22 protein-coding genes are annotated in these 19,459 nt (G+C 40.8%); 7 read left to right on the forward strand and 15 right to left on the reverse strand.

Features of this window, described 5'->3' with window-relative positions; translation table 11 throughout:
• Positions 1–20: 20 nt before the first annotated feature.
• From D1B33_RS02980 to D1B33_RS02995, 4 genes are all read right to left on the reverse strand, one after another.
• Positions 21–1,598 (reverse strand): peptide chain release factor 3, encoded by a 1,578-nt coding sequence (locus D1B33_RS02980; protein WP_118874842.1) that lies wholly within the window; start codon positions 1,596–1,598, stop codon positions 21–23.
• Between the two features lie 195 nt (positions 1,599–1,793).
• The gene (locus tag D1B33_RS02985; protein WP_118874843.1) at positions 1,794–3,263 is read right to left on the reverse strand and encodes a UDP-N-acetylmuramoyl-L-alanyl-D-glutamate--2,6-diaminopimelate ligase; all 1,470 of its coding nucleotides are present in this window, start codon (positions 3,261–3,263) and stop codon (positions 1,794–1,796) included.
• A gap of 2 nt (positions 3,264–3,265) precedes the next feature.
• Positions 3,266–4,318 carry a M42 family metallopeptidase gene (locus D1B33_RS02990; protein WP_407656701.1) on the reverse strand — a complete coding sequence of 351 codons (1,053 nt, stop codon included), beginning with the start codon at positions 4,316–4,318 and terminating at the stop codon, positions 3,266–3,268.
• Between the two features lie 223 nt (positions 4,319–4,541).
• The gene (locus D1B33_RS02995; RefSeq protein ID WP_118874845.1) at positions 4,542–5,939 is read right to left on the reverse strand and encodes an aldehyde dehydrogenase; all 1,398 of its coding nucleotides are present in this window, start codon (positions 5,937–5,939) and stop codon (positions 4,542–4,544) included.
• Between the two features lie 155 nt (positions 5,940–6,094).
• Between D1B33_RS02995 and D1B33_RS18540 the strand changes: the two genes are divergently transcribed.
• Entirely contained in the window at positions 6,095–6,256 is a 162-nt protein-coding gene (locus tag D1B33_RS18540) for a hypothetical protein (RefSeq protein ID WP_199677338.1), read from the forward strand.
• A gap of 132 nt (positions 6,257–6,388) precedes the next feature.
• Here D1B33_RS18540 and D1B33_RS03000 read toward each other — a convergent pair whose 3' ends face one another.
• Positions 6,389–7,585, reverse strand: coding sequence for a M20 family metallopeptidase (locus D1B33_RS03000; RefSeq protein ID WP_118874846.1), 1,197 nt, complete (start codon positions 7,583–7,585; stop codon positions 6,389–6,391).
• A 59-nt stretch (positions 7,586–7,644) separates the two neighbouring features.
• Entirely contained in the window at positions 7,645–8,889 is a 1,245-nt protein-coding gene (locus D1B33_RS03005; RefSeq protein WP_118874847.1) for an MFS transporter, read from the reverse strand.
• A gap of 205 nt (positions 8,890–9,094) precedes the next feature.
• Here D1B33_RS03005 and D1B33_RS03010 point away from each other — a divergent pair, with 205 nt between their 5' ends.
• The gene (locus D1B33_RS03010; protein ID WP_118874848.1) at positions 9,095–10,918 is read left to right on the forward strand and encodes a helix-turn-helix domain-containing protein; all 1,824 of its coding nucleotides are present in this window, start codon (positions 9,095–9,097) and stop codon (positions 10,916–10,918) included.
• Positions 10,919–10,977: 59 nt separating this feature from the next.
• Here the strand turns inward: D1B33_RS03010 and D1B33_RS03015 are convergent, their stop codons facing one another.
• Together D1B33_RS03015 and D1B33_RS03025 are read right to left on the reverse strand one after the other, a co-directional pair.
• Positions 10,978–11,754, reverse strand: a complete 777-nt coding sequence (locus D1B33_RS03015; protein WP_118874849.1) for a thermonuclease family protein — start codon at positions 11,752–11,754, stop codon at positions 10,978–10,980.
• A gap of 182 nt (positions 11,755–11,936) precedes the next feature.
• Entirely contained in the window at positions 11,937–12,500 is a 564-nt protein-coding gene (locus D1B33_RS03025; protein WP_118874850.1) for a phosphatidylglycerophosphatase A family protein, read from the reverse strand.
• A gap of 489 nt (positions 12,501–12,989) precedes the next feature.
• Here D1B33_RS03025 and D1B33_RS03030 point away from each other — a divergent pair, with 489 nt between their 5' ends.
• From D1B33_RS03030 to D1B33_RS03040, 3 genes are all read left to right on the forward strand, one after another.
• On the forward strand, positions 12,990–13,709 hold the full coding sequence (locus D1B33_RS03030; protein WP_118874851.1) for an alpha/beta hydrolase: 720 nt from the start codon (positions 12,990–12,992) through the stop codon (positions 13,707–13,709).
• 78 nt (positions 13,710–13,787) lie between these two features.
• Positions 13,788–14,303, forward strand: a complete 516-nt coding sequence (locus D1B33_RS03035) for a YjcG family protein (protein WP_118874852.1) — start codon at positions 13,788–13,790, stop codon at positions 14,301–14,303.
• Positions 14,304–14,306: 3 nt separating this feature from the next.
• Entirely contained in the window at positions 14,307–14,732 is a 426-nt protein-coding gene (locus tag D1B33_RS03040) for a GNAT family N-acetyltransferase (protein ID WP_118874853.1), read from the forward strand.
• 540 nt (positions 14,733–15,272) lie between these two features.
• Here D1B33_RS03040 and D1B33_RS03050 read toward each other — a convergent pair.
• The 6 genes from D1B33_RS03050 to D1B33_RS03075 form a co-directional block, all read right to left on the reverse strand.
• Positions 15,273–15,521 (reverse strand): stage VI sporulation protein F, encoded by a 249-nt coding sequence (locus D1B33_RS03050; RefSeq protein ID WP_118874855.1) that lies wholly within the window; start codon positions 15,519–15,521, stop codon positions 15,273–15,275.
• Between the two features lie 12 nt (positions 15,522–15,533).
• A complete protein-coding gene (locus D1B33_RS03055; RefSeq protein WP_325049403.1) occupies positions 15,534–15,701 on the reverse strand; it encodes a YjcZ family sporulation protein in 168 nt (55 codons plus the stop codon).
• A 65-nt stretch (positions 15,702–15,766) separates the two neighbouring features.
• On the reverse strand, positions 15,767–16,135 hold the full coding sequence (gene spoVAE / locus D1B33_RS03060) for a stage V sporulation protein AE (protein WP_118874856.1): 369 nt from the start codon (positions 16,133–16,135) through the stop codon (positions 15,767–15,769).
• A gap of 9 nt (positions 16,136–16,144) precedes the next feature.
• Positions 16,145–17,140, reverse strand: a complete 996-nt coding sequence (locus tag D1B33_RS03065) for a stage V sporulation protein AD (RefSeq protein WP_118874857.1) — start codon at positions 17,138–17,140, stop codon at positions 16,145–16,147.
• On the reverse strand, positions 17,134–17,589 hold the full coding sequence (spoVAC, locus tag D1B33_RS03070) for a stage V sporulation protein AC (RefSeq protein WP_118874858.1): 456 nt from the start codon (positions 17,587–17,589) through the stop codon (positions 17,134–17,136). The genes D1B33_RS03065 and spoVAC overlap by 7 nt, the downstream gene beginning before the upstream one ends.
• Positions 17,590–17,991: a YhcN/YlaJ family sporulation lipoprotein gene (locus tag D1B33_RS03075; protein ID WP_158582904.1), complete on the reverse strand. Its 402-nt coding sequence runs from the start codon at positions 17,989–17,991 to the stop codon at positions 17,590–17,592. It lies immediately after the preceding gene.
• A gap of 83 nt (positions 17,992–18,074) precedes the next feature.
• On the opposite strand from D1B33_RS03075, the gene D1B33_RS03080 reads away from it, so the two are divergent.
• Both D1B33_RS03080 and D1B33_RS03085 read left to right on the forward strand, forming a co-directional pair.
• Positions 18,075–18,308: a hypothetical protein gene (locus tag D1B33_RS03080; RefSeq protein WP_118874860.1), complete on the forward strand. Its 234-nt coding sequence runs from the start codon at positions 18,075–18,077 to the stop codon at positions 18,306–18,308.
• Positions 18,309–18,395: 87 nt separating this feature from the next.
• The gene (locus tag D1B33_RS03085; RefSeq protein WP_118874861.1) at positions 18,396–18,932 is read left to right on the forward strand and encodes a CotY/CotZ family spore coat protein; all 537 of its coding nucleotides are present in this window, start codon (positions 18,396–18,398) and stop codon (positions 18,930–18,932) included.
• A gap of 136 nt (positions 18,933–19,068) precedes the next feature.
• Here D1B33_RS03085 and D1B33_RS03090 read toward each other — a convergent pair whose 3' ends face one another.
• Positions 19,069–19,398 (reverse strand): 4-diphosphocytidyl-2C-methyl-D-erythritol kinase, encoded by a 330-nt coding sequence (locus D1B33_RS03090; protein ID WP_118874862.1) that lies wholly within the window; start codon positions 19,396–19,398, stop codon positions 19,069–19,071.
• Positions 19,399–19,459 lie beyond the last annotated feature (61 nt).

Consider the following 19,459-nt stretch of genomic DNA (forward strand, 5'->3'; position numbering starts at 1 on the left):
AATTATTTCCATGGGAATTTTTATAACAAACTATAAAGTTTAATGTGTTCATTTTTCTCGGAGAACCAGCGCATGGCGAATTCATTTTCGAATAAAAACACCAGGTTATCATAACGGTCTTTCACCAAAGTTGAACGTGATGAAGACATCGATTCTTTTACGTCCTCTTCGTTTTCAATCCAGCGGGCAATTTTCGTGCCAATGGGCTGCATTTGAACTTCTACATTATATTCATTTTTCATGCGGTGCTCAAACACTTCGAATTGAAGCTGACCAACAGCCCCCAGCATAACCTCTTCAGTATGAAGGGTTTTGTAATACTGGATTGCTCCTTCTTGAACCAATTGTAAAATCCCTTTATGGAATTGTTTTGATTTCATGACGTTTTTCGCCGATACACGAACAAATATTTCCGGAGTAAATTGCGGCAGCTTTTCAAATTGGAATGTTTTCTTTCCGCCAACAATTGTATCGCCAATTTGATAAGTACCGGTATCGTAAAGGCCGATAATATCTCCGGCTACAGCTTCATCGACCGTTTCACGATCATCCGCCAGAAATTGGGTTGACTGCGTTACTTTAAAGGATTTGTTGGTACGCGCAAGTGTGATATTCATCCCGCGTTCGAATTTTCCAGATACAATCCGAACAAATGCGATTCTGTCGCGATGGGCAGGGTTCATGTTTGCTTGAATTTTAAAGATAAACCCGGCCAAATCTTTATGCTCTACCGGATCGATGTATTGCTCATCTTCCGTTAAACGAGGTTGAGGGGCCGGAGCAAATTTTAGATACGTTTCCAGGAATGTTTGTACACCAAAGTTCGTTAAGGCCGAACCGAAGAATACCGGCGTTAATTCCCCGCGGCGAATCTTGTCTTCCGAAAAGTCATTTCCCGCTTCGTTTAAAAGCAAAATATCGTCCATTGCTTGCGTATAATAGGAAGTTACTTTCATTGGATGGTCAATGGCTAATTCCCCATCTTCATCAATCGGTAAAAAACGTTCTTCTTCTTCTGTGCGGAATTGTTCGATTCGTTTATTGTAACGATCATAAATCCCTAAAAATTCTTTCCCCATCCCAATCGGCCAGTTCATCGGATAAGCATTGATGCCAAGCACTTCTTCCAGTTCTTCGATTAACTCGAGAGGTTCCTTCCCTTGGCGATCCAGCTTGTTGATAAATGTAAAAATCGGAATACCGCGCATGCGGCAAACTTTGAACAATTTTAAAGTTTGGGCCTCGATCCCTTTTGCTGCGTCAACAACCATCACGGCACTATCTACGGCCATTAACGTACGGTACGTATCTTCCGAGAAATCTTGGTGACCCGGGGTATCTAGAATATTGACACGGAAGCCATGATAGTCAAATTGCATGACGGACGAAGTAACGGAAATACCGCGTTGTTTTTCGATTTCCATCCAGTCCGAGGTCGCAAACTTGCCTGATTTCTTCCCTTTTACCGTACCGGCATCACGGATGGCACCGCCAAATAATAGCAATTTTTCTGTAATCGTTGTTTTACCGGCATCCGGGTGAGAGATGATGGCAAATGTACGACGAGATAATATATCTTGTTCCAATTTTGAAGTCATTTTTTCGTCTCCTTTTTATATCCTTTACCATAATAAAAGAATATCCATTCATAGCACAACTATTTTTAGAAGCCAATTCAATATTGTTTATGTAAAAAAATCCAAGGGAATAGATTGTTGCGAATTTTTACCTTTCCAGAAAAACACAACTCGACCAAGATAGTCGAGTTGTTGTCAAATATTTTATGGGTAATATTAAACAAATTTCAAGCGTCCTGCTTCGATGGCAATTTCCGCATCGCTGTGCGGATACTTTGTGTTTCCGATAATTTGATAATCTTCATGCCCTTTTCCTGCAAAGACAATAATATCTCCAGGATTCGCTATGGAAATCGCGTGGCGAACCGCTTCAGCACGGTCACCGATGCATGCATAGTTTTCATGAAGCATTCCTTTTTCCAGGTCGCCTGTAATGCTATCATATTCCTCAAAACGCGGGTCATCTGTCGTAAGGATCACATAGTCGGCGCGCGATGCTTTTTCAGCCATCGCGGGACGTTTTGATTTATCCCGGTTGCCGCCTGTACCGATTAAAAAGATTAATTTATTCTCAGGCTTTTTGTACGGCAAAGCTGCGTTAATCGCTTTTTCAATCGCATCAGGCGTATGTGCGTAATCAATAAAGATTTGCAGGGGCAGGTCCGTATTGACTTTTTCCATTCGCCCTCGTACCGGCGCCAAATCTTCAATTTGTTCGATTATGTCTTCCATTGAAAATCCTCTGGCATAAAATACGGCCGTTGCTGCGAGCACATTGTATACGTTGAATTCACCCAGCAAATGCATGGATACCGGGAAGATGCCTTCCGGTGTTATCATGTCGAAAGTGGTAATCCCGTTTTCATAGTTGCAATTTTCTGCCCGGAAAACTGCATCATTTTTTAGTCCGTACGACCAAACAGGATAGGAAGTCATTTTTTCATACTTCTCAGACCATGGATCGTCCGCATTTAATACGACAAATTTCGGCTTAGTAAAATCTTGTCCCAATTGAGAGAATAATAAGCCTTTGGCATGTCCGTACTCCTCCATCGTGCCATGGAAATCAAGATGGTCATGCGTCAGGTTCGTGAACACTGCTACATCATAATCAACGCCAGCCAGTCTTCCTAACGCCAATCCATGGGACGAAACTTCCATCACCATCGCTCTGCAGCCTTCCATTTTGGCGCGGAATATCATTTGCTGCGTACTTAATACATCATTTGTTGTATTGGCCGTTTCATATAAAACACCATTCAGCTCAAATCCGATTGTTCCGGAAAGAGCGGATCTCTCTCCAAACCCTACAAGCATATGATGGATAATACCCGATACACTCGTTTTACCGTTGGTGCCTGTGACACCAATCATCATCAAGTCATTGGACGGATAATCGAAAAATTTCGAGGCAAGAAGACCCAACACGCGGTCTGTATCTTTCACAATCACCTGTGCCGCTTCCCCTTCCAATGAAAGCTCGCGATCTGCCACAATGACTGTCGCCCCTGCATCTACCGCTTGCTGCGCAAAGTCATGCCCATCTACTGTTTCTCCTTTAATGCAGATAAACAAGCTTTTTGGTTGAACACTTCTAGAATCAATCGATATATCTTTTATGGTATTAGGTATTTGACCAATAATTTGTTTTAATGGAATGACACTTAATAATTCTTCTGTATACATCATTATTCCTCCGAATCCATACTTGACGTTACATAAGCGTATAACAACTGTGCTGTCGCATTTAGTGAATCTACATGCGTACGTTCATAAGCATGTGAAGCCTCAATTCCTGGACCGAATAATGCATGTTTCACATCAAAACCTGCCCGAATGGCTGCAGAAACATCTGAACTATAGTTTGGATAGATATCAAGTTTATAATCAATCCCATACTGTTTTGCCAGCTTCACAAGGTGTCTTGTTAAATTGTAATGATACGGACCACTAGAATCTTTCGCACAAATTGAAACGGTAAACTCATCCGAGTTTTGCCCATCTCCAATTGCCCCCATATCCACAGCAATATACTCCACTACCTCTTCGGGGATATTGGAGTTGCCGCCATAGCCGATTTCTTCATTGTTTGAAATATAGAAATGTGTGGTATTTGGTAATGCAATGTTGTTCTCTTTAATGGTTTTGAGCATTTGCAAGAGTAAGGCGGTGCTGGCTTTATCATCTAGATGTCTGGACTTGATAAAACCGGAGTCCGTTGCTTCAAAACGTGGATCAAAGGATACAAAATCGCCTACTTCTATCCCGATATTTCGAACATCTTGTGCACTCGAACATTTTTCATCAATCCGGACTTCAATATGGTTTTCGTCTCTTTTGATCGTATCTGGCTGGTTATAAACATGAACCGTGGTTTCATGAAGTAAAATGGTGCCTCGAATTTTTTGGCCATCTGCCGTATGAATCGTGCAATACTCCCCTTCTACTGCATTCCACTTAAACCCGCCAATCATTGATAATTTTAAACGGCCGCTCGCCTTGATTTCTTTCACCATTGCGCCCAAAGTATCCGTGTGTGCGGTTAAAAGGCGATGCGCGCTGCCATTCTGGCCGTCCACTTTGGCAATAATGGCACCTTTATGTGTTTTTTTATAGGCAATGCCCAAGTTATGTAAATACGCTCCGATAAACTCCATAATCTGATTTGTATAACCTGAAGGACTTGGAATGTTTACGAGTTGGCGCAATAAATCCACTGTACTTTTTTCATCAAAAATCATCTTCATGAGAAAGCCCTCCAAGATTAAATAATATAATGATATCAAAATTCGCTAAATATCGACAGTCTTTTCGATAAGTTATTCAAAAATTTTATGATTGCATGAAATAAGTATGTATTTTCCAACTATCTCCAGGCTGGAAGTAATCAAGAAATCTTCCAAAAAAGCCTGCATTTCTTCCTTTCCCGGTAGATGAGAAGCAAGAGATTAGTTAACGGCATCTTTAATTCAGCATCGTTCTTACAAGTTTTACTTTTTGCTTATATGGGGGAAATAATAAATTATTTGCAAATTTAGATGAGCGTTTCATGATGGATTTGGGATGAGTAAAGTTTTCGAAACTTGCTTTCCCATGATATGCATTTACACCTGATGGACCGACCCCTCCAAAAGGCAAGTACGGATTGGCCACATGTGTTAGTGTATCATTTATGCACCCTCCGCCAAACGGCAGTTGCTCAAGAAACATATCAATGGCTTTTTCATGTTCCGAAAAGAAATAGGCCGCCAAAGGTTTTGGTAGCTTTTGTATTTTATATAATGCATATTTTAAATTATCGTATTTCATAATAGGAAGGATCGGACCGAAAATTTCATCTTCCATAATTGGATGATCCCAATCGATATTTTCCAGCAAAGTAGGCTCTATATAAAGATCCGATGCATCCAAACGGCCGCCAAAGGTTATATTTTCTTTTCCTGCCTGCAGCAACTGTTGAAGCCGATTGAATTGGCGCATGTTGATAATACGGCCGTAATCCCCGCTTTTTTGTGCATCTTGGCCATAAAAGTCGACAATGGACTTCTTTAATTGTTGAATGAATTTCTCGTAAATCGAAGAATGGACCAATAAATAATCAGGTGCCACGCAAGTTTGTCCTGTATTATTGAACTTTCCCCATACAATCCGTTTGGCTGCAACAGAAAGATTGGCGGTTTGGTCGACAATTGCAGGGCTTTTTCCGCCAAGCTCCAAAGTGATTGGCGTTAGCCTTTCAGCAGCCGCGCGCATAACGATCTTCCCCACTGCCACACTGCCAGTAAAGAAAATAGTATCGAATGAAGCGTGGATCAGATGTGTTACTTCTTCTTTCTCTCCTTCAACTACTTTCACAAAAGAAGCATCGAAGGTTTCTTCCAATATTTTTTTCGTAACCTCCGCCGTATGCACTGCAGACTCAGAAGGTTTTACAATGGCCGTGTTCCCGGCTATGATTGCCCCGATTAAAGGCTCCATTACGAGTTGGAAAGGGTAATTGAACGGCCCTATAATTAATGCAACGCCATAAGGTTCCCTCACTATAAAACTCTTGGCAGGCTGAAAATGAATCGGTGTTTTTACGTGCAACGGTTTTACCCATTCCTCAACATGTTTCACCATATAATCTATACTATCCAGGACAATGCCGATTTCATTCGAGTACGCTTCAAATTCACTTTTTCGCAAGTCCAGGTTTAACGCATGCAATAGTTCTTTTTCATATTCCTTGATTTTATCTTTTAGCTTCAACAATTGATTTTTTCGGAATTCTATATTTTTTGTATGACCGGTTAAAAAAAAATTTTTTTGCTCTTCTATCATGTTTTCAACATCTTGAGCTGTATATCTTGCCACCTTCATCCCTCGCTTCATACATAATTCGTTTTATATTGCCCATAATAATTATGTACAATTTACTACAATTTGTCGTGTAATTCCTTCTAGAAAGGGAAAAGTAATTGAAAGTAACATCTCCTATTTGGAAGGTAAAGGACAGAAAAAGGAGGCAATTTTCTATGATATCTACTGATACTTGGTGGGAGAAAATTTTTTCGGGAGCTTTAGCTATTGGCTTAAATGGAGAAAGAGTACATCAATTAGAGGACGAGTCTTTTTTATTCCTAAAAGAAGAGGAAGAAGAATTGCCACAGGAATTTGACCAGCAGAGTGATTTTTAAACTTTAACTTTTTCGAAAATAAAAAATTGAATTTGTAAAAGCAAAAAGACGTGTCTTACATTAGCGCTAAGGACACGTCTTTTTTCTGCGTTCTACTTACTCCAACCAATGAACCCTATCCCAAAATTTCTCTTAACCTTCGCTGCCATCACAATAGGAAGCCACAACAGCAGCCATTGCTTTGGCGCAGATGATCAGGCTTTTTTCATTAATATCAAATTTAGGATGATGATGAGGATAGGCCTCCCCGGACTCAGGCTGTGCACCTACATAGAAAAAGCAGCCAGGTACTTTCTCTAGATAGTAAGCAAAATCTTCCGAAGGCGGCTGCGGAGGAGTTTCCAATATTGCCTCCACTTCCGGAATAGGTGCTTGCTCCAGTGCTTGCAGTACCTGTTCCGTCACTTCGGGATCATTGTACAGGACAGGATAGTCGTTTTTGTATTCAAGATTACAATTCACTTTATAGGATTTTTCCAATCCTTCCGTAAAAGTGCGTACTTCGGATTCCACGATTTCCCGCGTTTCCGGGGACATTGTACGAACATCCCCTTCAATCGTAACTGCATCTTTAATCACATTAAAGGTCCCTTTTCCGTCAAAATTCCCGATGGTAACCGAGGCCATATCAAATGGGTTGATTCGGCGGCTCACGATGGTTTGTATATTCATCACAAATGAACTTGCGGCAACGATTGCATCATTTGCCAAATGAGGGGAGGATCCATGCCCGCCGCTTCCTTGAACGACCAATTTAAAGTAGGATCTCCCTGTTTGGGTATTCCCGCTTCTGTAAAAAATATGGCCTGTTTTCATATTGCTCATCACATGAATGCCGATGATGGCATCCACATCATCAAGGACACCTGCTTTAATCATCCCGATTGCCCCGCCTGGCGGAGCCTCTTCCGCAGGCTGGTGGATGATTCGGATTGTCCCTTTTAACTCATTTTTATATTCCGCCAAAGTTTCTGCCAAAACCAACATGTATGCTGTATGGCCATCATGGCCACAAGCATGCATAACGCCTTCATTTTTCGAAGCGAAGGGCAGTCCCGTTTCCTCCTTGATCGGCAAGGCGTCGAAATCGGCACGAATCGCAATCGTTTTTCCCGGCTTGGAACCTTTAATCGTTACAACCACACCACGTTCGCCGCCAAAATTCGTTTCAACCGAATCGACCGGTACATTTTTATAGAAATCGCTAATATACTTTGCCGTCTCTTCTTCCTGAAAAGAAAGCTCCGGGTGTGCATGCAAATAACGGCGAATCTCTATTATGTGTTCCTTTTTTTCATCCAATTTTTTTATTAATTCATCGACTAGCATTTCAAATCCCCTTTTCACTATGGTAATCGTGGAAATAGCATACAATTTGCCATAACTATTTAATTTTGAGTCTCTACCTCATGGACCGTTGTTTGAACATGTTTGTTTTTTGGCTTCAACCCCGCTGCCGCAATAATTCCCAAAATCGCACATGCAATAATATACATGAATGCAGAAGCGTAGACTCCATTAAATATTTCGATTAAATAGCCCATAACCATTGGCGCGAGGAATGCCCCGATCATTCCGCCTAGATTGATCATCCCAAATGTTGACCCAATGACATTCTTCGGGAAAACCTTATGCGGAAGACTAAAAATAATCGCTACAAGCGGACCATGGAAAAACATACAGATCGACTGATAAACAATTACCAATCCAACGCTAGGTGCGTTGAACAACAGATATAGAGAGACAATCATGATAATAAAACTAACGATTGCAAGATACTTCTCTTTTCCGGCTAAACGCGACTTAATGAGCTGTCCGCCAAGCAATACACCGATTGCCCCGGCAAATGCTGGAATGGATGTCAGCATACCCATCGACATCAAATCGAGACCCCTTACATCTACAAGATATGGAGGCATCCATGAAATTAGTCCCCACACAACCGTACTTACGCCAAACCACATAACCGCCAACTGCCAGCTGAGACGAAGCTTCAATACATCTTTAAATGTAACTTTTTCACCTGTTTCTTCTTCTTCTTCAAAGCTTGGCTGCATATTCTTGGGACTTAAATAATACCAAAGTAGAGCAGCGACAAAGAATCCCAAGATTCCAATGGAAATGAAAAGGTGTTGCCATCCAATCCATACAAGCAAAGGCGTTGCAATTAAAGGAGCAATTACTCCTCCCAGTGAATTCGATGACATCATGATTGTTTGCGCGCTTGTCCGTTCCTTCTTCGGAAACACATCGGATATTGCTTTGGAGCTTGCTGCTGGATACGCTCCTTCTCCAAGCCCAAACATAAAACGAACCATAATCATTGTCATAAGGGACCAAGCCATCCCCGTCAAAATCGTAAAGATGGACCAAAAAAGAATAGCGATTGCGATTACCTTTCGCGATCCGAATTTATCGGCAAGCCAACCGCCAGGCAGCTGCATTAGCGCATAGCCGGCAAAGAAACTGCTGAGCACGACCCCCATCACAGAAGGACTCAGATTAAAATCCTTTGCTATTTCCACAATTCCGACATTCATGGCCATCCTGTCAAGATAAGATAAACACCAACCTAAAAATAGCAATGCCAGAATGATATGTCTTTTTTTATTATTCTCTTGGATTTTTTGCATAATGGCGTTCTCCTCCTATACCAATCAAAAACTAGATTTCTTGTAAAAAGTGATTTTTTGTAAACATCAATCACCTTTCAAGCAGGAAGCGTTTACACTTCCTATTATTTATTAAATAGTATATAATTTCAGAAATGTCAGTCAATGTGTAAATACACAATGTTAATAGATTATAATTGTTGGATTCAACAGAAGAGGAGGAAATATGGAAAGGAAAGAAACGCTTCTTGACCAATTTAATGCAGAAAATCAGAAGACCCAATATCATGTGATGAATTTAATGGAAAGCTTTCGGGCAATCAATTCCACCCTCGAATTGGATGAAGTTTTGAAAAAGATTATGCATTTTGCCTTAAAAATTGTAGAGACTGCGGAAGCGGGACATATTCAAATGTACGATGCATCTTTGGATAAACTTATTGTTAAGTCTTATGTGGGATTCAATGATCTCATCCGCGACTTTAAAGTAAGCGTCGGGCAATCCATTACAGGAAAAGTTTTCAGGGATGGACGTCTAAAACTCATTACAAAAAGAGAAGAAATCTATGACCGAATGAGTGATTTAAGTGAAGAGAATTTTACCATTATCGATCAGGCGCATCCTAATAACGAGAATATCAAATCCCTCTTATCCGTGCCGGTTTCTTTTGGAACAAAACGGATAGGCGTAATGACTTTTCATTGCTTTGATGTAGAAGAAGGGCTAAATGAAACGGATTTCCTGCTGTTGGAGAGTTTCGCATCCCAGGCTGCGATTGCCCTTCATAATGCCCAGCTTCATACCGAAGTGCAGAAGAGCCTTGATGATGTAACAAGCCTATCGCAAAAACTCAAGGAAACAAACGCATTATTAGGAAAACAAAATGAGATCCACCGTCACTTAACAGAATTATCAATTCATAACAACAAAGGATTAAAGGGGATTATCCTTGAGATGGATCGTCTTATGGAGAGAAAACTTGTTTATGCAGATTATCTGGAGGGGAATTGCGTGCCCGCGCAGATAAAATATTATGATAAAAGTCTGGATGATATTTTTCTGATTTTTGCCAACAAAACCGAGCCAAGCTACGTATCCATCTGCGATACGGTTCAAATAGAATGCTATATTTACCCCATCAGGTCCGGTTCTGTATTTCTGGGCTGCCTGATTGTAGAAGGAAGTTCTCCTTTGTCGCAGCTCGATTTGCTCATTATCGAACAAGGAGCTCCCATTTTATCTCTGGAAATAATGAAGCTTCGATCGCAGACTGAAATTTTGTATAAAAAAACGTATGAGAACTACCAAAATTTCTTAAAAATCAAAAATCCCCAGCTGGCTGAAATTGCCGCCAAAGAATTAGGTTTACAGCATCATCCTTTCTTGCAATCAGCCATCATTGAATTGGATGGGAATGTCGATTTGCGTTCTCTTGAAAATAGCGCATTGCTTCTTTTAACTCAGTTAAAAGAGCAAATCCCTTTGGAAAATAGCCTTCTTTTTAGCTATCATAACAAAGTTCTTTATTTTTCTTCCGCCCAAGAGGCCGGGGGAAAAACATCCATGTTCAAAATCATCGAGAAGATCATCAATCGTTGGAACGAGGAGTTTCCAGTAGTAGCCAGAGCAGGATATTGCACAGGTTATTACTATCCCGGGCAAGCAGAGGAAAATCAGCTAAAAGCGGAAAAAGCCCTGCTTCATTTGAAAAAACAAAAGAAACAAGGTCTTCTCAATTATAGGGATATTGGAATCAGTACTCTTTTTTTAAACCATTCACTTGAAGAAATCGATGCTTTTTTGCAAGAGACATTTTCAATTTTATGGACCAATCGGGAGAACAAAGAAGAACTTCTGCATACCCTTTTTGTGTACATAAAAAATAACCGTTCCATGACTGCTACTGCCAAGCAGCTGCATATTCATACGAATACGCTTTACCACCGCATTAAAAAAATCGAGGAAATATTGGATTTGGACTTTAACCACTATGAAGATTATTTGAAAGTACAACTTGCCGTCTATCTGTACTATACTTTTTCTGATTAACAAAAAGATCATAAAAAAACTCGCCAGTAACGGTTTGATTCGTTACCTGCGAGTTTTCGTTAATTTGGAGCAGCTTTATATCCTGCAGCCTCCGCCTCTTTTGCAGAGCAGAAGAGTTCTTCAGGATTTGTAGATTCGTAATTTTGCTGTCCAGGTGAGTGGTAAATTTTCTTGCCCCTGGAATTAATATTTCCTTTAATCGTGCATGAGGATTTAGAGTTATGATTTTCTTCTGTTTGCTTTTCCTCAAACACTTTTTTATCGTATCCTCTAGCCGTTGCATAATTTTCAACTGACCAAATACCGATTTCCTGTTTTCTTGCTTGTTTTTGCACAGCTTCGAACCAGTCAACATGTTTTGTATTGGGTTCATAGATGTAGGCCACTCGTGCCAAACCATTTTTCAGCAATTCTTCTTGTACACTTTTTCCGTCTGCGGTATACACATAGGCCAACAAACGTTTGTACTTATCCCGATAAGAAACATCAAATTCCAAGTAAACAGTTTCCTGTCCTTCCAATAAGGCTTTCGTAAAGGCTTTGGCTTCTTGCCCATATGGTTGTTCACCAAGCGTTTCATGGTTCGTTTCAGGTGTGTCTACCAATAAGAAACGGACTGATTCATTGGAACCGTTATATTTGATTTTGATTGTATCGCCATCTATTACATTGACGAGGGGATATTCTTCAAAAGAAGTAACATCATGCGTACCGCCAATTTCTGTATCGGCTATTCCATTTCTGGCAAAATGCTCTTCTATTGGCAGGTTTTCATTTATATTGCAAGCCCCTAAAAATAAGGTTAAGCATAATAAGGGGAGAATCTTTTTAAACATGTAATGCGAATTTCCTTTCAACTATACTGCCGGCTATCTAAACAGTAAATATAAAATAACAGCTAAAATAATGGTTCCACTTGTGATTAAAGATTTTATATCGGATGCTTTCATAAATATTCCTTCCAAGTTAGTTAGTGTGAATTTATGATTTCGTTGCCATCAGCCTTAATGTGCAACATTTAATTATCGGATGGACCCAGGTCCGACGGCGGAACATCTGCAAATGTTTCGCCTTCTTCTTCCAAGTCGCGCATACGGTGGGCAATTCTGGAAGCCGCGCTGGCCGCGATGCTTCCAACGAGATCATCCAGGAAAGTATGAACGTTCTCCCCAATTTTGGTATCCAACTTTTTGATGATTCCTACTTTATTTTTATCCAGATGCCCATAGGTTGTTAAGGCAATGCTTCCATATGCCATAACCGAGCCCAAAGCCAATGTTTCATCAACGCCGAACAACCCTTCATCTGCTTCGATAATCGATTGCAGCGGTTCCGAAAGCATTTTCTTTTCTGCAAGCTCATCCAGTTCGATTCCAACCAAAACAGAATGCTGCACTTCCCGTTTTCGCAATACCCGTTCAACCGAATTCAAGCAGTGCTCAAAAGTTAGGCCTTCATTATAGGGCAATTGCATTTCATAAACAATGTCAGCAATATCTTCAATTTTCACTCCACGTCTTTTTAATGCTTCTTTGGTAGCTTTTGTTACTGTTTCAGATGATATACGCTTTTTACTATCCATTTTATCGACCTCTTTCAATAGAATGTTTAAACCTTCTGCCATAGAAAATCTATTCGTACTACATAGTACACGCAAATAATGGGATATGATACAATTTCGGTAATATAGAAAAGCGGAGAACGCCGTTTAGCTCCGAGTCGACGATAACGCAACATCGTGTTGCACCGTCGACATGACTCACATCCTGTGAGCCCCAACAACTGGAGAAAGCCACTTCTAGGACGCTCTTTGTCCTGTAAGGGACTTTTGAAGTTGTCGAGGAGCTGGCGTTCGGAGCTGGACATCCAAGTAAAGCGCAAGCGCCCCGCTTAGCCATCGACAAATGTTTTTTGTACCGAAAGCGAAGCGGCAGGTACAGATGTTTTTTGCGCGAAAGCGAAGCGACAGCAGCAGACCGCGACCTCAGAACGGGCTAAGGCGCTGTAGCTGGACATTGTCTAAACTTTAAAGAGTTTTATTTCTTTTAGACTTAGAGAGGAGAACTCCATCATGAATCAGGGAACGATCAAGGAAGTTTCATTTTACAGCCACTCGCTGGAGGAAGAAGAAGAATTATTAATCTATATACCAGCAAACTATACTCCATTAAATAAATATAACATTTTAATTGCATCAGATGGAAAAGATTACTTTCAACTAGGTGGCATCACCCGGTTGGCGGATGAATTATTGGACAATTATGAAATTGAGAACATAATTATTGTTGGAATTCCTTATAAGAGCGTAGAAGACCGCCGTCAAAAATATATCCCGACAGGAAAGCTGCATGACGCGTACTTGCGTTTTCTTGCGCATGAGCTGGTTCCTTACCTGGATGAGGAATTCTCCACTTTCCAAATGGGGTCGACAAGGGGCGTTATTGGAGATTCGATGGCAGCCACTGTTTCATTGCTTGCAGCATTAAAATATCCAAACATTTTTGGCAAAGCGATTTTACAATCCCCTTATGTAGATGATTATGTGTTAAAATCGGTTGAAAATTCACCGGCTAAAACTGCACTTTCCATTTACCATATTATCGGTACGGGAGAAGATGAGGTTTTAACGACCGACAAAAAAATAAAAGATTTTCTTTCACCCAACCGTGCTCTTCATGAATTAATCGTGTCCAAGGGATTTAAAACGTTTTACGAAGAATTTGATGGCAACCATTCGTGGAAATATTGGAAACCCGACCTTAGAAGAGCTTTAATTGAAAATTTCAGTTAATTTAACACGAGAGAAATGTCTCAGCATTCGATATCTGTTATAATGTGGATGTATAACGAATTTTAGGGGGCAGGAACGATGAAATATGGTATTGTTGCATTTCCATCAAAACGTTTTCAAGATTTAGCCAATACTTATCGCAAGCGTTACGATTCACATTATTCAAAGATTACTCCGCATATTACCCTTAAAGAAGCTTTTGAAGCAGACGAGTCGGATATTCAAGATATCTCCCAAACCATTGCTTCGATTGCACAAAAATATGCACCTTTAATGATTCACGCATCTAAGGTAAGTTCGTTCTACCCAACTACGAATGTCATTTATTTTAAAATTGAACCAACAAATCAACTGCAAAACATACATCAAGATTTGCAAAATGCCTTGAATATCGGAAAACCAAAACATGTCTTTACTCCACATATTACAATTGCCCAAGATTTAACAGCGACAGAACATGACGATATCTTTGGCCAATTACGTATGATCGGGGTAAATGAGCAAGAATCCATCGATCGCATTCATTTAGTATATCAACTCGAAGATGGATCTTGGACGACATATGAAACTTATCGTTTAACTGGAGCTGAATAGAATTTGCTAGTAAAAATCGTTGAAAATGAACAAGAGCTTTCCTTGGCATATGCCGTTCGGAAAAAGGTCTTCGTTGAGGAACAGGGTGTTCCCGAGCATTTAGAACTGGATGAACATGATGCTTCCGCCACCCACTTTATTGTAAAGGACGAGGACAAAACCATCGCAGCAGCAAGACTGCGCGAAATGGAGCCAAAAATCGGAAAAGTGGAAAGGGTATGCGTCTTAAAAGAGTACAGGGGAAAAAGACTGGGCTTGCTCATTATGAAAGAAATCGAACACTATGCCAAGAACCATGATTTTAAAAAGTTGAAACTAAATGCGCAAAGCTATGCGGTTCCATTTTATGAAAAACTGGATTATAAAGTAACATCCCCTGAATTTCTTGATGCCGGCATACCACACCGTGCAATGGAAAAAGAACTTTAACAATGAAAAGCAGCCGACCAGCGGCTGCTTTTCTATTGGTTCGCTCAACCATAGGAGTCATCACGCCGCTCCTAAAACGGATGCCGTTTTGGATAGCGCTGATTAATCTAATTGCGCTTTTCTTGTTGTCCAGCTCCGAACGCCAGCTCCTCGACAACTTCAAAAGCCTCTTAGAGGACAAAGAGCGTCCTCGAAGTGGCTTTCTCCAGTTGTTGTCGGAGCTAGACAGCGTTCTCCGCTTTTCATTATTGTCCAGCTCCAGCGCCCAGCCCCTCGAGTCGCGGTCTGCTGCTGTCGCTACGCTTTCGCGCAAAAAAAATCTGCCCTCGGTCGAAAGCGGAGAAGATGCTTTCGACCGAGGGCCTTCCGCCGCACATGGATGTGCAAGTGCCGACAATGTACCTGTCGCTGCCGCTTTCGGTACAAAAAACATCTGCCACAGGACGTGGCGTTGTTGTCGGCCAGCGCTTATATCTGTCGCTTCGCTTTCGCGCAAAAAATAACTGTCGATGGCTACCGGGGTGCTTGCGCTTTTCTAGATTACCCCAGCATTTTTTGGATTTTTCCTAAGTCGAGTGATTTTCCGTCTTGCATAATGGATTTTACGATTTGATCTTCCAACTCTGAAGATACGGGTTTATTTGCGATTTTGCTGACGCGTTTTATGATTTTGCGTACTTGCTTTTCGTTGGTAAAATCCGCATGTTGAATTGCATTTGCTAAAGCGAAGATTTCATCCATACTTACGCCGGTTTTATTTTCGATTTGTCTGAAAAAAGGGTTTTGCATTGTTTTCCCCCCTTATAGATAACACTTTCCTACAATAATTAATAAAATAAACAGCACCACAATCAATACAAAGTAAGAACCTTTGTGTCCACCATGGTCTTCACACATATCATATGCAGGCATCGTATAAGATGGTGCACAGTAATCATAGGCAGGGCTTACTTGGCCGCAATTCCACATAAAAAATCCCCTCCTTTCTACTTTGTATAGTATGTGGGCATACAAAGTGAAAGAGGGGTATTCGTCTAGTCTACTTTTCCTTTTGGTTTAAAAATTAAAGCGGCAAGAAAGCCGAACACAATGGCGGCACTTATCCCTGAACTTGTGACTTCAAACATTCCGGTTAATACACCGACCCATCCATGCTTTTCTGCTTCTGCCATCGCACCATGCGTTAGGGCGTTGCCGAAAGAAGTAATAGGAATGGTTGCACCTGCACCTGCAAAATCTATTAAAGGATCATACAAACCCAGTCCATCCAAGATAGATCCGGCAACTACCAGGGTCACCAAGGTATGACCGGGGGTTAATTTCCCGACATCCATTAATAACTGACCTATTACACAAATAATTCCACCAACCATAAAAGCAATTAAGAAGTTAAAAAAAAGCATTTTTTTGCCTCATTCCATTGTAATTTCGATTGCATGCGCTGTACAAGGAATTGTTTCTCCTTGCTGGTAAGAAAGCGGCGAGAGAAGTGCGCCTGTTGCAACGAGCAGCACTCTTTTAAAGCGTCCTGTTTTCAACTGCTGTTCAATATAGCTGAAGAATACGGAAGCGGAACACCCTGCACCGCTTGCCCCCGCTTGGAATTTTTCATCTTCACCATAGAATTCTCCGCCGGCATCACGGAAAATCTCCAAGTCTTCTTGTTTTTCGCCGCTTTGGGCAAACATCGCTTTCAATATTTTCAGACCGATTTTCCCCAGATCTCCTGTCATGATCAAATCATAATCGGTTATCTTTTGGTGGCGTTTCTTTAGATGGGATGTAATGGTATCATACGCTGCAGGCGCCATTGCACCGCCCATATGAAGCGGGTTTACTTCTCCATAATCGACAACTTTCCCCACTGTTCCAGCCACTATTGACGGTAAATTTGGATCATGCTTGCCAATAAGGGCATATCCTGCGGCCGTCACTGTCCACTGTGCTGTTGCCGGTTTTTGGAAACCGTAGTTAATCGGGTAACGAAATTGACGTTCAATGGCGTTATGCTGGCTAGCCGCTCCTGCAATGGCATATTGGGATGCCCCTAGTTCTGTTAGAAGACTGGCAACAATCACGGAAGAAACCGATGTGGCGCAAGCAGAGAAAAGCCCGATAAAGGAAATGGCAAGTTCCCGCGCAGCAAAGTTTGTTGGCGTCATTTGGTTCACAAGGTCACCACTTAAAAAGAAATCAACATCCAGATTTTTAATTTTCGCCTTTTCCATGACTATATCGCACGCTTCCTGGATCATTTTTGAATGTCCCTGCTCATTTGATTTTTGCCCCCATCTTTCATCTTCAGCGACCGAGTCAAAATAGGAATAAAATACGCTGCGTTGTTCAAGAGGACCAGCGGCAACACCACAAGCAATAATGGAAGGTTTGGATGTGAATAAAATTACCATTTCACCACGCCCGCCGTTACCAAAATCAGTTTAATAAGAGCGACAAAAAAAGCCGAACCTACTCCAAATAAAATGACCGATCCTGCCAATTTAAAGATATTCCCTCCAACACCCAAAACCATTCCTTCTGTTCTGCCTTCAATGGCTGCGGAAACAACGGCATTGCTGAATCCCGTTACAGGCACCGCGCTTCCAGCTCCTGCAAATGCGCCAAGTTTTCGGTATATGCCTAGCCCCGTCAGTACCGCAGCGATAAATACCATTGTCGCTGTTGTTGCATTTCCTGCTGTTTTATCTGTAAAATCAAAAAAAATAATGTATAAATACATAATCGCTTGTCCAATCGTACAGATGAGTCCCCCAACTAAAAATGCTTTTAGCACATTTTTTACATAAGGAGTAGGAGGCGTGATTTGTTGCTCTAGTTGCTGGTATTCTTGTGGATCCATTTAAGTTTCCTCCTTAGCTAAGTCTTTCAATTTTTTCACTTCATCTTTTAATTTTTTGGAGTCCTTTTCATTAAGAAGCTTTTGAGACTCCCAATGCATTTTATAATCCGATGAGACAAGAACATGTAAATCCGGATACTTTTCTTTTATTTCTTTCTGCAATTTTTTTTCTACCTTTTGCTCTTTGTAGCCAAGCCAAGGATTCACTTGAATGGCCACCAGTAATTCATCCCCCGCTAAAATGGCTGTGCCCGTATACACTTCTTTAGTGTCACGTATTAAATTTTCAATCTCTTCTCTTTTTTCTCCATCTGCTGCATTATTGGACACTTTCACGATTTGTTCATTAGAGCATCCAATCAAAAAAAATGGGACGAAAAAAAATATGATGAATTTTTTCAAGATTCAACCCCCTTTTCTATTCATTATGGACTTCTGATTTTCAATCTATTCAATATGTTTCATTTCAGGAAGCACATGTTTTTTTGCGCGAAAGCAAAGCGACAGCAGAACCATGTTTTGGCTGTACTGAAAACGAAGCGGCAGGTACACATCTTTTTTTGCGCGAAAGCGAAGCGACAGCAGCACCATGTTTTGACTGTACCGAAAGCGAAGCGGCAGGTACACATGTTTTTTGCGCGAAAGTGAAGCGACAGTGTTTTTTTTGCTTGGAAGCGGAACATATTTCTAACGGAATTTTTTTAAAAAAGCTGGAATGATTTTCTGTCCATCAGTACAAAAGCCCGGTTTTCATCGGGGAAATGACATATTGTAGATTGAACTAAAATTAAGAGGGGTGAAACAAAATGGGTTGTGGAAGAAAAGATTTAGAAAGCTCATCTAGAGAAGATTTCATTCATGATGAAGGGTGTATTTGTGAAGTAGTAAAAACAATTTTAAAATTACAAAATCATGCAGTCAGACATGACGACAAATGCGGAACGAGTTGTTTCGTTGAACCGATTGGCGGACTATCCAAACATGGCCACGCGGATACTCGTGTGTTTATGCTATTAGATAAGCACGGGAAACCATTTACTGTACTGGCTAGAAAAAGATCTACTTGGCAAGCTACTCCATTCTTCCGTGTAGAAGATGTATTTGGTGATTGCTGTGCTACATTGCGAGCAGTTGCATATAATTTTGAAACAGGTGCCGCTGAAGAAGTAGATGAAGAAGAAGCAGACACAGTATTCCTAGAAGGAACGCAAATGCTGGATCCAATCGCATTCGGGGAAATCAAACGATTCAGAAGAACAGAAACTTGCGTAACAGTAGACTTAAATGACTTCACTGCGATTCAATGTATTGCAGATGTAGACTTAAACATTCACCATCACTAAGAAATCTGGACCCAGACTGCCGCCAATTGCGCGGCCGTTTGGGTCTTCTTCTTTTTTCCGTAGATATATAAAATACTAATCGGCACATAACAAAGGATGATCCCCTTAATTAGAATCATCCTTTGTTTGTCATTTATTAATCATTCTTTAAAGTAATCGTTTCAATGTCATTGGCGTTTATAACAATCTTTTGATCGATGGATTGGATGTGGACGTTTGTTCCTTCCACTCCCTGTAACCTGCCGATTACTTTTTCGCCATTCGTTAAATGAAAAATCAAGGTTCTAAATTGATTTGTCGGCTGTGAAAAAAAGTGTAGTTGTCTGGCGATTAATCCATCAACGATTCGGTCAGAACGATTTGGAACAAAAACAGACGTGCTTTCCTCTATAAACGGGATTTCCGTTTTCTCAACTTCCGTAAAATAAAATGGTGGGCTTGAAATAAATAACAGCGGTTCTTCCATTTTACACATCCCTTTTTACATATAAATATGCAAAATGAAATTTTACGTGAATCTTGATTAA

This window comes from Ureibacillus yapensis (genome assembly GCF_003515775.1).
Lineage (GTDB): Bacteria > Bacillota > Bacilli > Bacillales_A > Planococcaceae > Ureibacillus > Ureibacillus yapensis.

Excerpts from the sequence above, each read along its gene's own strand:
- D1B33_RS02980 (WP_118874842.1), bottom strand. The coding sequence starts at position 1,598 with ATGACTTCAAAATTGGAACAAGATATATTATCTCGTCGTACATTTGCC.
- D1B33_RS02990 (WP_407656701.1), bottom strand. The coding sequence starts at position 4,318 with ATGATTTTTGATGAAAAAAGTACAGTGGATTTATTGCGCCAACTCGTA.
- D1B33_RS03010 (WP_118874848.1), top strand. The coding sequence starts at position 9,095 with ATGGAAAGGAAAGAAACGCTTCTTGACCAATTTAATGCAGAAAATCAG.
- D1B33_RS03050 (WP_118874855.1), bottom strand. The coding sequence starts at position 15,521 with ATGCAAAACCCTTTTTTCAGACAAATCGAAAATAAAACCGGCGTAAGT.
- D1B33_RS03015 (WP_118874849.1), bottom strand. The coding sequence starts at position 11,754 with ATGTTTAAAAAGATTCTCCCCTTATTATGCTTAACCTTATTTTTAGGG.
- spoVAE (WP_118874856.1), bottom strand. The coding sequence starts at position 16,135 with ATGCTTTTTTTTAACTTCTTAATTGCTTTTATGGTTGGTGGAATTATT.
- spoVAC (WP_118874858.1), bottom strand. The coding sequence starts at position 17,589 with ATGGATCCACAAGAATACCAGCAACTAGAGCAACAAATCACGCCTCCT.
- D1B33_RS03000 (WP_118874846.1), bottom strand. The coding sequence starts at position 7,585 with ATGCTAGTCGATGAATTAATAAAAAAATTGGATGAAAAAAAGGAACAC.
- D1B33_RS03030 (WP_118874851.1), top strand. The coding sequence starts at position 12,990 with ATGAATCAGGGAACGATCAAGGAAGTTTCATTTTACAGCCACTCGCTG.
- D1B33_RS03005 (WP_118874847.1), bottom strand. The coding sequence starts at position 8,889 with ATGCAAAAAATCCAAGAGAATAATAAAAAAAGACATATCATTCTGGCA.
- D1B33_RS03055 (WP_325049403.1), bottom strand. The coding sequence starts at position 15,701 with ATGTGGAATTGCGGCCAAGTAAGCCCTGCCTATGATTACTGTGCACCA.
- D1B33_RS03085 (WP_118874861.1), top strand. The coding sequence starts at position 18,396 with ATGGGTTGTGGAAGAAAAGATTTAGAAAGCTCATCTAGAGAAGATTTC.
- D1B33_RS03090 (WP_118874862.1), bottom strand. The coding sequence starts at position 19,398 with ATGGAAGAACCGCTGTTATTTATTTCAAGCCCACCATTTTATTTTACG.
- D1B33_RS03025 (WP_118874850.1), bottom strand. The coding sequence starts at position 12,500 with ATGGATAGTAAAAAGCGTATATCATCTGAAACAGTAACAAAAGCTACC.
- D1B33_RS03035 (WP_118874852.1), top strand. The coding sequence starts at position 13,788 with ATGAAATATGGTATTGTTGCATTTCCATCAAAACGTTTTCAAGATTTA.
- D1B33_RS02985 (WP_118874843.1), bottom strand. The coding sequence starts at position 3,263 with ATGTATACAGAAGAATTATTAAGTGTCATTCCATTAAAACAAATTATT.
- D1B33_RS02995 (WP_118874845.1), bottom strand. The coding sequence starts at position 5,939 with ATGAAGGTGGCAAGATATACAGCTCAAGATGTTGAAAACATGATAGAA.
- D1B33_RS18540 (WP_199677338.1), top strand. The coding sequence starts at position 6,095 with ATGATATCTACTGATACTTGGTGGGAGAAAATTTTTTCGGGAGCTTTA.
- D1B33_RS03065 (WP_118874857.1), bottom strand. The coding sequence starts at position 17,140 with ATGGTAATTTTATTCACATCCAAACCTTCCATTATTGCTTGTGGTGTT.